This window comes from Sphingomonas gellani (assembly GCF_900110035.1).
GTDB lineage: Bacteria > Pseudomonadota > Alphaproteobacteria > Sphingomonadales > Sphingomonadaceae > Sphingomonas > Sphingomonas gellani.
In genome coordinates this window covers 97954-113685 of sequence record NZ_FOCF01000004.1, presented here as the reverse complement: position 1 = coordinate 113685, position 15732 = coordinate 97954, and the positions used below count along the sequence as shown (strand labels likewise).

At 69.0% G+C, this 15732-nt stretch carries 14 protein-coding genes; 6 read left to right on the top strand and 8 right to left on the bottom strand.

The annotated features are described in order from the left end of the window. Window positions 1–40 precede the first annotated feature (40 nt). Window positions 41–1246 (bottom strand): NAD(P)/FAD-dependent oxidoreductase, encoded by a 1206-nt coding sequence (locus tag BMX37_RS09280; protein ID WP_244501500.1) that lies wholly within the window; start codon window positions 1244–1246, stop codon window positions 41–43. A 259-nt stretch (window positions 1247–1505) separates the two neighbouring features. Here BMX37_RS09280 and BMX37_RS09275 point away from each other — a divergent pair, with 259 nt between their 5' ends. Beyond that, window positions 1506–2909 carry a carboxylesterase/lipase family protein gene (locus tag BMX37_RS09275; protein ID WP_093665467.1) on the top strand — a complete coding sequence of 468 codons (1404 nt, stop codon included), beginning with the start codon at window positions 1506–1508 and terminating at the stop codon, window positions 2907–2909. Window positions 2910–2985: 76 nt separating this feature from the next. Here the strand turns inward: BMX37_RS09275 and BMX37_RS09270 are convergent, their stop codons facing one another. From BMX37_RS09270 to BMX37_RS09250, 5 genes are read right to left on the bottom strand one after another with little or no spacing between them, the layout of a single operon-like run. Further along, window positions 2986–3372 (bottom strand): reverse transcriptase-like protein, encoded by a 387-nt coding sequence (locus BMX37_RS09270; RefSeq protein WP_244501499.1) that lies wholly within the window; start codon window positions 3370–3372, stop codon window positions 2986–2988. Continuing rightward, window positions 3369–3905 (bottom strand): pseudouridine synthase, encoded by a 537-nt coding sequence (locus tag BMX37_RS09265; protein WP_093665465.1) that lies wholly within the window; start codon window positions 3903–3905, stop codon window positions 3369–3371. Before BMX37_RS09265 ends, BMX37_RS09270 begins: the two co-directional genes overlap by 4 nt. A gap of 8 nt (window positions 3906–3913) precedes the next feature. Further along, window positions 3914–5530, bottom strand: a complete 1617-nt coding sequence (locus tag BMX37_RS09260; RefSeq protein ID WP_093665464.1) for an NAD(P)/FAD-dependent oxidoreductase — start codon at window positions 5528–5530, stop codon at window positions 3914–3916. Between the two features lie 56 nt (window positions 5531–5586). Then, window positions 5587–6498, bottom strand: coding sequence for a glycoside hydrolase family protein (locus BMX37_RS09255; protein ID WP_093665463.1), 912 nt, complete (start codon window positions 6496–6498; stop codon window positions 5587–5589). Between the two features lie 3 nt (window positions 6499–6501). After that, a complete protein-coding gene (locus BMX37_RS09250; RefSeq protein WP_093665462.1) occupies window positions 6502–7269 on the bottom strand; it encodes an SDR family NAD(P)-dependent oxidoreductase in 768 nt (255 codons plus the stop codon). A 187-nt stretch (window positions 7270–7456) separates the two neighbouring features. On the opposite strand from BMX37_RS09250, the gene BMX37_RS09245 reads away from it, so the two are divergent. The 3 genes from BMX37_RS09245 to BMX37_RS09235 all read left to right on the top strand — a co-directional run bounded on the left by BMX37_RS09245 (window position 7457) and on the right by BMX37_RS09235 (window position 11326). Further along, entirely contained in the window at window positions 7457–8428 is a 972-nt protein-coding gene (locus BMX37_RS09245) for an SDR family oxidoreductase (protein WP_093665461.1), read from the top strand. Further along, window positions 8425–8751: a hypothetical protein gene (locus BMX37_RS09240; RefSeq protein WP_170841913.1), complete on the top strand. Its 327-nt coding sequence runs from the start codon at window positions 8425–8427 to the stop codon at window positions 8749–8751. Before BMX37_RS09245 ends, BMX37_RS09240 begins: the two co-directional genes overlap by 4 nt. A 100-nt stretch (window positions 8752–8851) precedes the next feature. Further along, complete coding sequence (locus BMX37_RS09235; protein WP_244501498.1) at window positions 8852–11326, top strand: GH92 family glycosyl hydrolase; 2475 nt, start codon at window positions 8852–8854, stop codon at window positions 11324–11326. A gap of 51 nt (window positions 11327–11377) precedes the next feature. Here the strand turns inward: BMX37_RS09235 and BMX37_RS09230 are convergent, their stop codons facing one another. Then, window positions 11378–12265, bottom strand: a complete 888-nt coding sequence (locus BMX37_RS09230) for an aldo/keto reductase family oxidoreductase (protein WP_093665459.1) — start codon at window positions 12263–12265, stop codon at window positions 11378–11380. An 88-nt stretch (window positions 12266–12353) separates the two neighbouring features. Here BMX37_RS09230 and BMX37_RS09225 point away from each other — a divergent pair, with 88 nt between their 5' ends. Further along, window positions 12354–13301, top strand: coding sequence for a LysR family transcriptional regulator (locus BMX37_RS09225; RefSeq protein ID WP_093665458.1), 948 nt, complete (start codon window positions 12354–12356; stop codon window positions 13299–13301). Window positions 13302–13312: 11 nt separating this feature from the next. Here the strand turns inward: BMX37_RS09225 and BMX37_RS09220 are convergent, their stop codons facing one another. Next, a complete protein-coding gene (locus tag BMX37_RS09220; RefSeq protein WP_093665457.1) occupies window positions 13313–15106 on the bottom strand; it encodes an ABC transporter ATP-binding protein in 1794 nt (597 codons plus the stop codon). A 432-nt stretch (window positions 15107–15538) separates the two neighbouring features. On the opposite strand from BMX37_RS09220, the gene BMX37_RS18785 reads away from it, so the two are divergent. Further along, a complete protein-coding gene (locus BMX37_RS18785; RefSeq protein ID WP_212611423.1) occupies window positions 15539–15679 on the top strand; it encodes a hypothetical protein in 141 nt (46 codons plus the stop codon). Window positions 15680–15732 lie beyond the last annotated feature (53 nt).

Below are 15732 nucleotides of genomic sequence, written 5' to 3'. Positions count from 1 at the left end.
AGTTCAACAGCCGGATCGCGCTGGGACCGTGAGGATCGCGTCAGCCCATCTCCTTCAGCGGGATGGTCGCATCGCCCAGCCGCTCCGGCGGGGTCGTGGCGCCGGCCAGGACCATAGCGCGCCCCTGCACATAGTCGCGGGTCGCGTTGACGCAGTCGAGCGCGACCACCCGCCCCTGCCGCAGGTACACGAGGGAGAAGCTGCGCGTGGCCGGGTCGCCGCGCATCACCGCCTGGTCATGGCCCGCCGACAGTCCGACGGTTTGCAGACGCAGGTCGTATTGGTTGGACCAGAACCACGGCACCGCATGGTAGCGCGCGTCCGCCCCCATGATCGCCCGCGCGGCCACGACCGCCTGGTCGTTCGCATTCTGCACCGATTCCAGCCGGATTTCCGCCCCGTCCGCGAAGGCGTTGGCATGCAGGGCGCAATCCCCCACCGCATAGACGTGCGGCAGCGTCGTACGGCATGCCGCGTCGACCCGTACGCCGTTACCCCCCGCCGCCCCGGCCGCCAGCAGCGGCGCCACCGACGGCACAATGCCGACGCCGACCACGACCATCTCGCACGCCAGCGTCTCACCATCGGCCAGCCGCACGCCGACGGCGCGGCCCCCTGCCTCCTCGATGCAGGCGACGGCCGCGCCTAGCCGCACGTCCACGCCCCGCGCGCGATGCTCCGCCTCGAAAAAGCGGGAAAGCGGCTCGCCGGCGACACGGGCCAGCACCCGGTCGAGCGCCTCCAGCACCGTGACATGCTTACCCAGCTTGTTCAGTACCGCCGCCGCTTCCAGCCCGATATAGCCGCCGCCGATCACGACCACGCGGCTGGTGGCGCCCAGTTCCGCCGCCATGCGATCGACATCGGCGCGGGTCCGCACCGCATGGACGCCGACCAGATCGTGACCGGAACAGGTCAACCGCCGCGGCGCGCCGCCGGCCGCCCAGATCAGGTCGCGATACCCGATCGTCTCTTCGTCCTCGGTCGCCACGGTGCGCGCTTCGGCATCCACCGCCACTACGCGTCGCCCGGGCAGCAGCATCACCTGCTTCTCGGCCCAGAAGGCACGCGGACGGATCAGCAGCCGCTCGAACGGCTTGTCGCCGGCCAGATAATCCTTCGACAAGGGCGGGCGCTCATACGGCGCCTCATCCTCTTCACCGACGATCGCGATCGATCCCGTGAACTTCGCCTGCCGCAAGGCGATCGCCGCCTGCGCGCCCGCATGGCCGCCGCCGACGATCACGACGTCGAAAGTGGGTTCGGGCAGGTTGGTTTCGGTAAACAGGGTCGCGATCGAAGGTCTCCCGTAAGCCAGGACGCATGCTCAGCCGCGCCGTCGGCCGTCGCTACGGCAATTCGGCGGCGCTGAACATCGCGAAGCTCGGGCGGTCGGAGGCAGAGCCTGCCATCGCTCGCCGTGACGTCGAGCAACGCACGCTCTGGTCGCGCCCGGTCACCACCGCTACGATGCACCCTTTGACCCTTCCCGCCGGAGATATGACATGCGCGCCTTCCTTATCCTCGCGGCGTCGTCGGCGCTGGCGGTGGCCGCCTCCGCGCAATCGCAGGATCGGGGGACCCGCGTCACGATCGACACCGGCGCGCTTCGTGGCAGCAGCACGGACGGCGTGAGCGCGTTCAAGGGCATCCCCTTCGCCGCGCCGCCCGTCGCCGACCTGCGCTGGCGCGCGCCGCAGCCCGCCGCGAAGTGGTCGGGGGAGCGTGATGCCACGCGCTATGGCAACGATTGCATGCAGCTGCCCTTCCCCAGCGACGCCGCCCCCCTGGGCACGCCGCCCGCGGAGGATTGCCTGTACGCCAATGTGTGGAAGCCGACGGCGACGAAGGGCAAGCTGCCGGTCTTGGTGTGGATCTATGGCGGCGGCTTCGTGAACGGCGGATCGTCGCCGCCGACCTATTCGGGTGCGGAACTGGCGAAGCAGGGTATCGTGTTCGCCAGCTTCAACTATCGGCTCGGCCGCTTCGGGACCTTTGCGCATCCGCAATTGACCAGGGCGGATGCCGACCGGGGCCTCTTGGCCAATTACGGCTATATGGACCAGCTCGCGGCGCTGCGCTGGGTACGGCGCAATATCGCGGCGTTCGGCGGCGATCCCGCAAACGTCACCATCATCGGCGAAAGCGCGGGGGGCATGTCCGTCCACGCGCTGGTCACTTCCCCCTTGGCGAGCGGCCTGTTCAGGAAGGCGGTGATCCAGTCCGGCGGACCCAGCATGGAACCGGGCGCGACGCTGGCCGACGCGGAAAAGATCGGCGTCACCTTTGCCGCGGCCAAGGGGATTGCGGCCGACGATCCGCAGGCGCTGGTCAAGCTGCGTCGCCTGCCCGCCGACCAGCTGGTCGATGGCCTCAACCTTGCCGCCATGTCGCCAAAGCCTGGCCAGCCCAGGACCTATAGCTGGCCGATCGTCGACGGGCGCATCGCGGTTGATCTGCGCCAGGCCTATGCCAGCGGCCGCTTCAACAAGGGGCCGGTGATGCTGGGCGCGACCAGCGCCGATATCGGCGGCCCGTCGGGTTACATGATCAATGGCGCCCGCGACATGGCGAAGCTGTTCGCGACAAAGGGCGTGCCGACTTATTACTACCGCTTTTCCTATGTCGCGACATCGGCTCGGACGCCGGCGACGCAGGGAGCGGGTCACGCCACCGACATCCCGTTCTTCTTCGACACCGCCGCAATCAAGTACGGCGCGGACACCAGTGCGACCGACCGGGCCGCCGCCCGCACGGCCAGCCGCTACCTGGTCAATTTCGTCAAAAGCGGCGACCCCGCCGGTGCCGGACTGCCGGCTTGGCCCAGCTATTCGGTGGCAAAGCCGACCATGCTGGATCTGGATGCGGCCGGCGGCGCTCACACGGTGACGGATACACCCGCGCCGTAAGGGCGCGGGGACATAGCCCGCCTTGCCGCAGGCGGCGGACGCCGCGCCGCAGCCGGCTGATCGCAGAAGCATCGCCTCAGGGCGTCGCGCGGCCAGCCCGTTCGTGTGCCATGGCCAAGGCGATGCCCGCCAGGTTCTGCGTCCGTTTGACGTAGCGGATACGCCGTCGCCCCACCTGCCGCTCGATCGCGCGCAGCTCTTCCAGATGCCGCAGATGGGGCGCGGGGCATCTGACGGTCCCGTTCGCCTGCGCGATCACGGCCTTGGCATCGCCGAGGAACAGCGGATCGGCCAGGCCCATCGCCTGCGCCAGCCTGATCGCGCCGAGCAGCGCCAGCCATTCCGCCGTCATGCTGGTGCCGGGACCCAGACCGGTTTCCCGGTGGCATCGTCCGCCGACCACCACCGCCCACTCCATGCCGACCGGGTCCGGACGATACCCGCCGTCGAAGAAGACCTTCACGCCCTCCGCCACGTGCCCGGCGCGATCCCGTCGATCGTCCAGGCCCCCACGCTCCACCGCACCAGTCGCAGCGTCGGGTAGCCGACGGCGGCGGTCATGCGGCGGACCTGCCGGTTGCGGCCCTCCCGGATCGTCAGGCGCAGCCAGCTGTCGGGGATAATGGCACGGACGCGGATGGGCGGGTCACGCGGCCACAGCGCGGGTGCTGCGATCGCCTCGACCTCCGCCGGCGCGGTCATTCCGTCGGCCAGCGCCACGCCCCGGCGCAGCCGCGCCAGCGCGGCATTGTCGGGTACGCCCTCCACCTGCACGAGATAGGTCTTGGGCAGCTTGAACTTCGGCTCCGCGATCCGTGCCTGCATGCGTCCGTCGTCGGTCAGCACCAACAGTCCTTCGCTGTCACGGTCCAGCCGCCCCGCCGGATACACGCCGGGCACATCGACGAACTCCGACAGGGTGGAGCGCGGCGTCGGGCGACGCCGGTCGCTGAACTGGCTGAGCACGCCGAAGGGCTTGTTGAACAGTATCAGCATGGCGGAGATCAGCCTGCGCGGATGTTCAGCGCGACCGCTTCTGCGACCTTGATGCCGTCGACCGCGGCGGACAGGATGCCGCCGGCATATCCCGCCCCTTCCCCCGCCGGATACAGGCCGGCGGTGTTCAGGCTCTGCATGTCGTCGCCGCGCGTAAAGCGGACGGGCGAGGATGTGCGCGTCTCCACACCCGTCATGACCACGTCGGGATGATCGTACCCGCGGATCTGCCGTCCGAACACGGGCAGCGCCTCGCGCATCGCCGCGACCGCGAAATCGGGCAGGCACGCGGATAGATCGGCCGGCTGCACACCCGGCTTGTAGGAGGGGACGACACTGCCCAGCGTCGTCGACGCACGGCCCGCCAGGAAGTCGCCGACCCGCTGCGCCGGCGCCTTGTAGTTCGATCCCCCCGCGACATAGGCGCGCTGTTCCCAATGACGTTGCAGCGTCAGGCCGGCGAGCGGATCGCCTGGATAATCGCGCGCCGGATCGATCGCGACGACAAAGCCGGAATTGGCGTTCCGCTCGTTGCGCGAATATTGGCTCATGCCGTTGGTCGCGACCCGCCCCTCCTCAGACGTCGCGGCGACCACCGTGCCGCCCGGACACATGCAGAAGCTGTAGACGGTCCGCCCGTTCGAGCAGTGGTGAGAGATGTGGTATTCGGCCGCGCCCAGAATGGGATGGCCGGCATCGGCACCGAAACGGGCCTGGTCGATCCAGGACTGCGGATGCTCGATCCGGACGCCGATCGAGAACGGCTTTGCCTCCACATGCACCCCCGCCGCGTGCAACATCGCGAACGTGTCACGGGCGCTGTGCCCGATCGCCAGCACGACATGGCTCGCCTCCAGATAGCCGCCATCGTGCAGGTGCAGACCCCGGATACAGCGCTGCCCAGCCCCGTCCGTCTCGACATGCAGGCCGTCGACGCGCGTGCCGAAGCGGTACTCGCCGCCCAGCGCCTCGATCGTCTCGCGCATCGTCTCCACCATCTTGACCAGCCGGAACGTACCGATGTGGGGATGCGCCTCGGTCAGGATTTCCGGCGGTGCGCCGGCCTTCACGAATTCGGTCAGCACCTTGCGGTCCAGGTTTCGCGAATCCTTGATGCGGCTGTAGAGCTTTCCGTCTGAAAAGGTGCCGGCGCCCCCTTCGCCGAACTGGACGTTGGATTCCGGGTTCAGCACGCCGCGCCGCCACAGGCCCCAGGTGTCCTTTGTCCGTTCGCGCACGACCTTGCCGCGATCCAGGATGATCGGGCGGAAGCCCGACTGCGCCAGGATCAGCGCGGCAAACAGCCCGCACGGCCCCGCGCCGATCACCACCGGGCGGCCGCTCCCCTCCGGCGCGGTGGCGACCGGCCGATAGCTGGTGTCGGGCGTCGTGCCGATCTGGCGATCCTTGCGGAACCGGGCCAGCACCGTGCCCTCGTTGCGGACGTTGACGTCGACCGAATAGACCAGAGCGATGTTGGTCCGGTCGCGCGCGTCGTGCGCCCGCCGCGCCACGGCATAGCGGACCAGGTCGCGCGGGCCGATGCGCAGCCGCTTGCAGATCGCCGCCGGCAGCGCCTCGTCGGGATGGTGCAACGGCAGCTTCAACTCGGTGACGCGGATCATGCCCGCCGCTTACCCGCGAACGGCCGCCATACCAACCGGGCCGCGCTTGCCAGTCGCTATCCGTAGCGGCGAACCAGCGCGCGGCGCAGGATACGATCCTCTATCGAATAATAGAGCGCGATCAGCTCCCCCTCCATGACGGTCGACGCGGCAAAGGCGATGTCGGTGTCCGCGCGGCTGGTCGCCGGGGGCGGCACCAGAAACGGCTCGATCCCGCGTCCGGTCACGCGCGTGAAGCCGGGGTCGAAACTGATCCACCCGATCCGCCAGCGCGCGTCATGGGTCGCACCATTGTAGAACATCACCGGGTCCTGTCCGGGCAATATGGTCATCGGCCCGGTCGACAGGTGCCAATTGTCCCAGCTGTCCTCCCGTATCCCGAACGGATCGGGCTGCACGGTCCAGAGTCCATGCGGCGTCGGGCCGGCGGCCATGCCGATCCGCGACGCCTCGTCCGCCGCATATTCGTAGAACAGGCGCCAGTCGCCTTGCGGCGTCTGCGCCAGCGTCGCTTCCTTCATGTTGCCCTCCCCCGGCGGTGCCTTCAGCACCACTTCGCGCTTGGTCAGGGAGGACAGGTCGGGGCCGCACGCCAGGATCATCGCGCCCTGCTGGTGGGCGGCGTCGACGCCGGTGTAATAGACCAGATACTCGCCCGCGCCGTCGCCATGGCCGGTGCCCGTGACGACCACCGTCGGGTCCTCGCAGCCGCCGGCATCGTCGGCGCCCGGTCCCGGCGTGATCGCCAGCCCCTTGTCCATGTGGAAGAACAGGCCGTCCGTGCCGGCGCCGCCCGCGATGATCCCCGTCGGCATCGCCGGGGTCAGCGATCGCGGCACGCCCCGCACCATGATCCGGTACAGGTCGCCCTCCTTCCAGACGAAGGGGCTCATCAGGTCCATGCCGTCGATCGCCGATCCGGCGGAGATCGCGACGGTGTCGAGCTGCTCGACCGCAAAGGTGGGCATCGCTCAGGCGCCCTGCGCGACGGTCAGCGACAGCGCGCCGTCGATCGTGACGGTGGTGCCGGTGATATAGTCGGCGGCCGGCGACAACAGGAATGCGACAAGGTCCGCCACCTCGTCCGGCCGTCCGGCACGCTGCCACGGGATATTCGCCTCCAGCGTGGCGCGATAGGCGGCGTCCTCCATCGCATGCTCGTTCATCGGGGTCAGGATCATGCCGGGGGCTACCCCGTTCACCGCGATCCCCTTTGGCGCGAGTTCCAGCGCCAGCGTCGCGGTCAGCTGCGACAGGCCGCCCTTCGCCGAATCGTAATCCACGCCGCCGGGCCGCGGCGCGCGTTCGTGGATGGAGGAGATGTTGACGATGCGTCCCTTCGCGCCCTTCGCCTCCAGCGCGCGGACGAAGCGGCGGCAGGTGAGGAACGGACCGTACAGGTCGGACCGGATCACCCGGTCGAACTGCGCCAGTTCCATGTCCACCAGCTTCACCCCGCTCATGTTGAGACCGGCGGAATTGACCAGCCAGGTCGCCGTGCCGAACGTGCCTTCGACCGTGTCGAACAGGCGGCCGACCGCCGCCTCGTCCGCGACGTCGGTCTGGACGGCGATGGCACGATCCGCGCCGCCGATCCCGGAACACACGCGGGCGGCGGCGGCCTGATCGCGGAAATAGGTGATCGCCACGCGCGCGCCTGCGGCCGCCAGTGCGGCGGCACAGGCGGCGCCGATGCCGGACTCACCCCCGGTGACGATCGCTACGGGTGTGTCGGTCATGTCGGCTCCTGCGCAAAGAGGTGGTGGGCGGTGGTCCGTAAACGGTTCACCATGTCAACCGCTCCTCCTGAGGATGTCGTCGCTGTAATGTTGGCTGTAATGTTGGCCACCGGTGCTCCTGATTTTTGCGAGGCGGAACAGTGACGTCGGGCAATCGTCTCTCACGCCAAGGAAGCGAGGACACAGCATGGCCGGGAAGACCAAACTCCACCGCGTCGTCATCACGGGCGCATCCAGCGGCATCGGCGCGGCGACCGCGCTGGCCTTTGCCGAACGCGGCGCGCGGCTGGTGCTGGCGGCGCGGGGCGAGGCCGGGCTGGAGGATATCGCCCGCCGCTGCCGCGATGCCGGTGGAGAGGCGCATGTCCGCATCGTCGACGTGACCGACGCGCCGGCCGTGGCCAGGCTGGCGGCGGACGCCCGCGCGGTGTTGGGCGGGATCGACCTGTGGTTCAGCTGCGTCGGCGTGGGCGTGGTCGGCAAGTACGAGGATGTCCCGATCGCCGACCACCGCCAGGTGATTGATGCGAACTTGGTGGGCCACATGAACGAGGCGCACGCCGTGCTGCCGATCTTCCTTGCCCAGGATCGCGGCACATGGGTCAACATGATCTCGGTCGGCGGCTTTGTCGCGACACCCTATGCGGCGGCCTATGCCGCCAGCAAGTTCGGCCTGCGCGGCTTCAGCGAGGCACTGCGCGGCGAAGTGTCGAAGCGGCGCCACATCCACATCTGCGACGTCTATCCGACATTCGTGGACACCCCCGGCATCGATCATGCCGGCAACTACACCGGTGCGCGCCTGTCGCTGCCGCCCGGTTCGCTGTCGCCGGAGACCGTCGCGAAGGCGGTGGTGCGGCTGGCCCGGCATCCCCGGAACACCACGGTGATCGGTGCCCCCGCCCTTGCGCTGAAGCTGAGCCAGTTCACGGCGCCGAACCTGGGCGCCGCCGTCATGAACGGCTTCATGGATTGCTGGTCCGCACGGGCCGAGCCGGGGGAGGACACGTCCGGCGCACTGCACGACACCCCGGCCGCACCCAGCGGGGTCGAGGGCGGCCGGCGCCATCCGGACCGGCGGCGCAAGGTCGCCGGCGGCGCTGCGGTCGCGCTCGGTGCTGCGGCGCTGGGCACCTGGCTGTGGCGGCGCCGGCGTTGACCGATGCGCCCGTGACGCCGGACGGGCGCTACCTGGTGGTGCGTGGGCGTTTGTGGCGGCGGTCGAACCCCGACCTGCCGGAGGCCGTGCGACAGTCGCTGGTCGGCAGGCTGATGGACGCACGCCGCGCGGTCGGCCGGACGATGCGCTCCGGCGACGCGGACGCGCTGTCCGCTGCCCGCAGGGAGGTCGACGCAGCGAAGACGGCGCTTGGCGAACGCGGGCCCGTCTGGTGGACGGACGGCGCGCCCGACCTGAACCGCCGCATGGCGCGCAACACGTCCTATCGCGCGTGGTTCGAGGGGTTGTCCGGCCAGCCCTGAGCATGGCGGATCACGGGCCGGCTTACCGCGTGGCAAGTCCCTCCCCTTGCCTGTCCGGCCCCGCACGATAGGGTCGCGCCCGACGAACAGGGAGAGCAGCGTGGCACGACCGGGACACAGGCACGGCAGGCTCCAGACGAACAATGGCCGCCCTCTGGCGAGACGCCGCGCGACGGTGACCCTCGCCCGTGGAACCGCGCTCGTCGGCGCCGCTCTGCTGCTGAGCGGGCAGACCGCGCCACCGCCCGATCCCGCCGGAGAGGTCAACGTCTTCATCGGCACGACCAATGGCGGCAACGTGTTTCCGGGTGCGACGCTGCCGTTCGGCATGGTGGCGTTCAGTCCGGAAATGACACCGCTGCCCGGCAAGCGGTTCGCCATGTCCGCGCCCGGCGGCTATGAATGGCACGGCAACGGCGTGCGCGGGTTCAGCCTGACGCACGTGTCGGGCACCGGCTGTACCGGCGCGAGCGGCGACATTCCGATCATGCCGGTCACCGTTCCGGTGGAAACGTCCCCGTCCGCCGTCGACGCAGGTCTGGGCTATGCCGCAATCCTGGATCACGGCGAGGAACGCGCCAGCCCCGGCGCGTACCGGGTGAAGCTGGGCAACGGCGTCCTGGCGGAGCTCGGCGCAACGGCACGGACGGCGGTCGCGCACTTCGGCTTTCCCGCGGACAAGCCCGCGAACCTGTTGTTCCGCACCTCCGACAGCGAGGTCGGCAGCACGGCATCCACGATCCGCATCGATCCCGCGACGCGCACGGTCAGCGGCTCCGTGACCAGTGGCAATTTCTGCGGCTATCTGGCCGAGGATCGGCGCGAGAGCTATTACACGCTGCACTTCGTCGCGACATTCGACCAGCCGTTCACCACCGGCGGCACCTGGCACGACGACACGGTCGCGAAGGGATCGGGGACGGGCGTCGGCGGCACCGGCTATGGCAGTCGCGGCCATCCCCCGACGGGCAAGGGTGCAGGCGGGTGGATCAGTTTCGATCCCGCACAGTCGCCGGACGTTACGATGCGCGTCGGCATATCCTATGTCGACGAGGCGAGCGCGCGCGCCAATCTGGACCGCGAAAGCCCGGCGGGCACGACGCTGGCATCGGTGCAGGCGGCGGGTCGGTCCGCATGGAACCGCGCGCTCGGCCAGGTCGCGGTGACCGGCGGCACCGGCGATCAGCGCAGCGTGTTCTATTCCGCGCTGTACCATTCGCTGCTGACCCCGACGCTCTACAGCGATGCCGATGGACGTTACCGCGGGTTCGATGGCGCCGTTCACCACCTGTCGCCACGTCAGCAGGCGCAATATGCCAATTATTCCGGCTGGGACGTCTATCGCTCGCAATTGCAGTTGGTGACCCTGCTCGATCCGCAGCGTGGGTCGGACATCGCGCAATCGCTGCTCAACCAGGCCAACCAGCACGGTGGCGTATGGGACCGCTGGACCCATTTGACCGGCGCGACCAGCGTGATGAACGGCGACCCCTCGCCCCCGTCGCTGGCGGCGATCCACGCGTTCGGCGGCCGTGGGTTCGATCTGGCGCGCGCCTATGCCTCGCTGAAGCGGGCGGCGACCACGCCCACCCCCGGCGATCTGAGCCGCAAGGGGTGCCCGGTTCTGTGCGTCGGTCAGCGGCCCGGCCTCGATCAATGGCTGTCGCACCATTACATGCCGGTCGGCGCGCCCGGCTGGGGCACGGCCGCCGACACGCTGGAGATGGCGGCTGCCGATTTCGGCTTGGCGCAGCTGGCACGTGCGGCGGGCGACCGGCGCGGCGAGCGGATGTTCCTCGACCGGTCCGGCTGGTGGCGCAACCTGTTCAATCCGACCGCCACCCCGGCCGGCGGCTATATCCAGCCGCGTCGGGCGGACGGCAGCTGGCCGAGCTTCGACCCGGCATCCGACGACGAGTTCGTGGAGGGCAGCGGCGCGCAATATCTGTGGATGGTGCCGTTCGACCCGGCGGGCCTGGTCGGCGCGCTGGGCGGTCGGGACAATGCCGTCCGCCGCCTGGATGCCTTTTTCAAGACGCCCGAGGGCGAGTGGGCGGTGACCAAGTCCGGGCCGCTCCACGCAGAACTCGACAACGAACCGTCGATCGCCTCCCCCTGGCTGTACAATTTCGTCGGCCAGCCGTGGAAGACGCAGGAAACGGTGCGGGCGGCGATGGACCGGATCTGGACCAACACCCCCGCCGGCATTTCCGGCAACGACGATCTGGGACAGATGTCGTCCTGGTATGTGTGGGCGGCGCTGGGCCTGTACCCGCTCTATCCGGGTCGGGCCGAGCTGGTGATGGGCAGCCCGATGTTTCCCGCCGTCACCATCGATCGACCCGGTGGTCGCATCGCGATCACCGCCCGTGGCGCGGCGGCCGATGCGCCCTATGTCCAGTCGCTGCGCGTGAATGGTCGAACAAGCGACCGGCCATGGTTGCCCGCCAGCTTCGTGGAGCGCGGCGGTCGGCTCGATTTCGTGCTGGCGACGACGCCCGATCGAAGCTGGGGCAGCATGTCGGCGCCGCCAACCTTTCCGCCGGCCGGCAAGGGACGATCCCGCTCCCGCTGATCTACACAGGATCGCAAGTCCGGTCGGCCGGCCTCGCGATCCTGCGCGTCGTCAGTCGGCCGGACACCGCGCGCCGATCCCGTCCAACGCCGCCAGCGCATCGTCGGGCAGATGGAGTGAGGCGGCCGCCAGATTCCGCCGCAGGTGACCCACCGACGACGTGCCGGGGATCAGCAGGATGTTGGGCGAACGGTGCAACAGCCAGGCGAGCGCCACCTGCATCGGCGTCGCCCCAACCCCGACCGCGACGGTATCGAGCCGTTCCGATTGCAGCGGGCTGAACCCGCCGAGCGGGAAAAAGGGGACGTACGCGATCCCGTCCGCCGCCAGCGTGTCGATCAGCGCATCGTCGGCACGATGCGCCAGGTTGAACTGGTTCTGCACGCACACCACCGGCGCGATCGCGCGTGCCTCCGCCACCTGTGCCGCCGTCACGTTGCTGACGCCGAGATGGCGGATCATCCCCTCTTCCCGCATCCTGGCCAGCGCCTCGAACGGCGCGGCGATCGATCCCTCGGTCGGGCCGGCAGTGCCGCCGCCGAGCATCGACCGGAAATTGACCACCTCCAGCGTATCGAGCCCCAGGTTGCGCAAATTGTCCTCCACCGCGCGGCGCAGGTCGTCCGGCGACGCGGCCAGGTTCCACGACGCGTCCTGGCCCCGCACCGCGCCGACCTTGGTCACCACCACCAGATCGTCGGGGAACGGCGCCAGCGCCTCGCGGATCAGCTGGTTGACGATGTGGGGGCCGTAGAAATCGCTGGTGTCGACATGGTTCACCCCCGCCGCGATCGCCTCCCTCAGCACCGCCAGCGCGCCGTCGCGATCGCGGGGCGGTCCGAACACATGGGGCCCGGCAAGCTGCATCGCGCCATATCCCATCCGCCGCACGCTGCGGTCGCCCAGAGTGAAGCTGCCGGCCGTATCAAGCATCTGCATCGTCGATCTCCTTTCCACGCCAGGTAAGGGTTGCCGATCACGCCGATAATCCATCATGATCCGCACGGGCTGTACGGAAAGTCGGACAATGAATGCGGACCTGTCGGACCTGAACGCGTTCCTTGCGGTGGCCGGCGCGCGGGGCTTCCGCGAGGCGTCGCGAACCGCCGGGACCAGCGCATCGACCCTGAGCGAGGCGGTGCGCCGGCTGGAGAGCCGATTGGGCGTCCGCCTGCTCCATCGCACCACGCGCAGCGTCACGCCGACCGAGGCGGGTGCGCGACTGCTGGAGCGCCTCGGTCCGGCCTTGGGAGAGGTGGCGGCGGCACTCGGCGGCGTCGACGAACTGCGCGACGGGGTCAGCGGCACGCTGAGGCTCAACGTGCCGGTCAGCGCGGCGCGGCTGGTGATGCCCGCGATCCTGCCCGGCTTCCTCGCCGCCCATCCCGGCGTGCGGGTGGAGGTCGTCGCGGAGGACGGCTTCGTCGACGTGCTCGCCTCCGGCTGCGACGCCGGCATCCGGTACGACGAGCGACTGGATCAGGACATGATCGCGGTGCCGATTGGGCCGCGCGTGCAACGCTTCGCTACCGCCGCTGCGCCCGCCCATCTTGACCGGTTCGGACGGCCCGAGCACCCGCGCGCCCTGCTGGACCACCCCTGCATCCTGGGCCGCTTCGCCAGCGGCAGGCTGACGACGCCATGGGAGTTCGAGCGCGCGGGCAAGATCGTGCGGATCGAGCCGCAGGCCCGGCTGGTCGTCGGAGTCAGCGGCGCGATCGACCTGGGCGTGGAGGCCGCCCTGGCCGGCGCCGGCGTGATCCACCTGTTCGAGGACTGGCTGCGCCCCCATCTGGCGAACGGGTCGCTGGAGCCGGTGCTGGAGGATTGGTGGCAACCCTTTTCCGGGCCGTTCCTGTATCACTCCAGCCGCCGTCTGGTGCCGCCGCCGCTGCGCGCGTTCATCGACCATGTCCGCGCCAAAGCCTGGTCCGAGCCGGCCGTCACGACGCCACCCGACCCCGCCGCCGGGTAAGGAACGGTCGCTCAGCCGACGATGTCCGCCGCCGCCGTCCCCGCCTGACGCTCGAACAGGCGACGATATTGCCCGTCCCCTTCGCGGAGCAGCGTGTCGTGGGTGCCGTCCTCCATGATCTGCCCGCCGGAAAAGACCAGGATCCGGTCCAGCGACCGCACCGTCGACAGCCGGTGGGCGATGACGATCGTGGTCCGCCCCTCCATCAGGCGCACCATGGCCTGCTGGATCGCCGCCTCCGACTCCGAATCCAGGCTGGATGTCGCCTCGTCCAGGATCAGGATCGGCGCATCCGCCAGGAACGCGCGCGCGATCGCCACCCGCTGACGCTCCCCGCCTGACAGCTTCACACCACGCTCCCCGACCAGTGTGTTGTACCCCTTGGGCAGGCCCGCGACGAAGTCGTGCGCATTGGCTAGGCGCGCGGCCTGCTCGATCTCGGCGTGCGTGGCACCGGCGCGGGCATAGCCGATGTTCTCGGACAGGGTGCGGTGGAACAGCACCGGCTCCTGCGGCACGATCGCGACCTGCTGCCGCAGCGAGCTTTGCGTCGCATGCGCCACGTCCTGCCCGTCGATGGTCACACGACCGGCATCCACGTCGTAGAGCCGCTGGATCAGCTTGACGAAGCTGGTCTTGCCCGATCCCGACGGCCCGACCAGACCCAACCGCTGCGCGGCCGGAATGGTGACGTTCAGATGCTCGTACAGCGGGCGGTCCTGGCCGGCATAGCGGAACGTCACATCCTCGAACCGGATCGCGCCAGACGAAATCGCGATCGGCCGCGCATCGGCGTGATCCGCGACGCCCAGCGGCTGGTCGTGCAGCTGCACCAGTTCCTCCATCTCGTTCACCGACCGCTGCAACTGATGCACATATTGGCCGATGTCGCGGAGGTAACCGTTCAGTACCAGATAGCTGGTGATGACATAGGCCATGTCGCCCGCCCCTGCCGCGCCGCGCGACCACAGCCACAGCGCCGATCCCGTCGCCGCGACCCGGATCAGCCACAGCAGCGCGAGCTGGGCGGAACCCGCCCAGGTGAACGCCAGCCAGGTGCGCAGCGTCCGTCGGCGCCACTTCGCCAGGGTCTGCGCCAGCCGCGCCTCCTCGCGCGCCTCGCCGCCGAATGCCTTGACCACAGCGTTGGTGCCGATCGCATCGGCCAGCACGCCGCCCACTTTCGTATCCCACTGGTTCGACAATCGCGCGATCGGCGCCAGCACGCGCGTCGCCAGCGCCACGGTCAGCACCAGATAGGCCAGCGCGCCCAGGCCCATCACCAGCCCCAGCACGGGCCAATGCAGCGCCAGCAGGATCACCGTGCCGACCAGAACGGTCAGCGACGGCAACAGCGACAGCAGCAGCACGTCGTTGAGGGTGTCCAGCGCCCACATGCCGCGCGTGATCCGTCGCACGGTGGACCCGGAAAAGGCGTTGGCATGCCAGTCGGTGGACAGCCGCTGAACACGCGCGAACGCCTCCTGCGCCACGGATCGCATCATGGTCAGCGTCAGCGGCGTGATCGTCCACCACCCCAGGTGTCGGAACACGACCATGGCGCCGCCCAGCGCGGCGATGACGGAAAAGGCGCGCCATGCCTGCGGCGCGGCACCGCTGCCCACCGCATCGATCATGTGGCCGGCATACAGCGGCACGAAGATCTCGGTCGTCGTCGCCAGCAGCATGGTCGACGCGCAGGCCGCCGCCAGCATCGGGGTGCGCGCCCACAGGCGAAAGGTGAAGGACAGCACGTGCCGCAGCACGGAGGCGCGCGGAAACAGGTCTTCGGTGTCGTCGGTCATGGGAAGATCACCGCGCCGAACGCGCGGTCCTTATGTCAGCGAGGATGGCATGGGCTCAGGCGCAGAACCCGCCGCTTCAGTGGTGCAGCAGGCCACCGACACACAGATCGCCGGGGGTGAGCATGACATGATCGGTCATCGTCGCACTCCCTTCCCGCTGATCGCTAACGGGCGGGCACATAGCGCATCCGGATGCGAGAATCTATCGCGCGTGTGGTTAGGACCGGCCGGTGCTTACCTGCTCCAGTGGAGGCCGCCTTGTTGGGCAGCAGCGGCTCGATCACACGCAATTGCAAAGTCGGTGAGATCATATCGGCTCATGCCGAATCTGAATCAGAACCTGATGTCCTGCGGAAGCGGGTGTCCGAAAAACTTGTAGATCAAGCGGAAGTCCGCCAGCTTTTTACCTGGGAGACAATCTAACGCATGGATATGAACAGCAAGGCCTTTGGACCATTCGGCTATAGCAACCGCTGGTATGACCGGCTCGGCGGCCGCAATTTTAATCCCAAAGAGTTTGCAATGCTCCTGCTCGTCGTCGTCATTCTAGCTGCGATATGGCAACTTTCCTGAGATGGCCCGCGCAGCGTCGCGCTTGGAAGGAGCGCACGCTCCGTCCCGTTAAA

Bases quoted from the DNA above. Each gene is read 5' to 3' on its own strand.
- BMX37_RS09230 (WP_093665459.1), bottom strand. From the start codon at position 12,265: ATGCAGATGCTTGATACGGCCGGCAGCTTCACTCTGGGCGACCGCAGC.
- BMX37_RS09250 (WP_093665462.1), bottom strand. From the start codon at position 7,269: ATGACCGACACACCCGTAGCGATCGTCACCGGGGGTGAGTCCGGCATC.
- BMX37_RS09225 (WP_093665458.1), top strand. From the start codon at position 12,354: ATGAATGCGGACCTGTCGGACCTGAACGCGTTCCTTGCGGTGGCCGGC.
- BMX37_RS09245 (WP_093665461.1), top strand. From the start codon at position 7,457: ATGGCCGGGAAGACCAAACTCCACCGCGTCGTCATCACGGGCGCATCC.
- BMX37_RS18785 (WP_212611423.1), top strand. From the start codon at position 15,539: ATGAACAGCAAGGCCTTTGGACCATTCGGCTATAGCAACCGCTGGTAT.
- BMX37_RS09255 (WP_093665463.1), bottom strand. From the start codon at position 6,498: ATGCCCACCTTTGCGGTCGAGCAGCTCGACACCGTCGCGATCTCCGCC.
- BMX37_RS09260 (WP_093665464.1), bottom strand. From the start codon at position 5,530: ATGATCCGCGTCACCGAGTTGAAGCTGCCGTTGCACCATCCCGACGAG.
- BMX37_RS09220 (WP_093665457.1), bottom strand. From the start codon at position 15,106: ATGACCGACGACACCGAAGACCTGTTTCCGCGCGCCTCCGTGCTGCGG.
- BMX37_RS09275 (WP_093665467.1), top strand. From the start codon at position 1,506: ATGCGCGCCTTCCTTATCCTCGCGGCGTCGTCGGCGCTGGCGGTGGCC.
- BMX37_RS09265 (WP_093665465.1), bottom strand. From the start codon at position 3,905: ATGCTGATACTGTTCAACAAGCCCTTCGGCGTGCTCAGCCAGTTCAGC.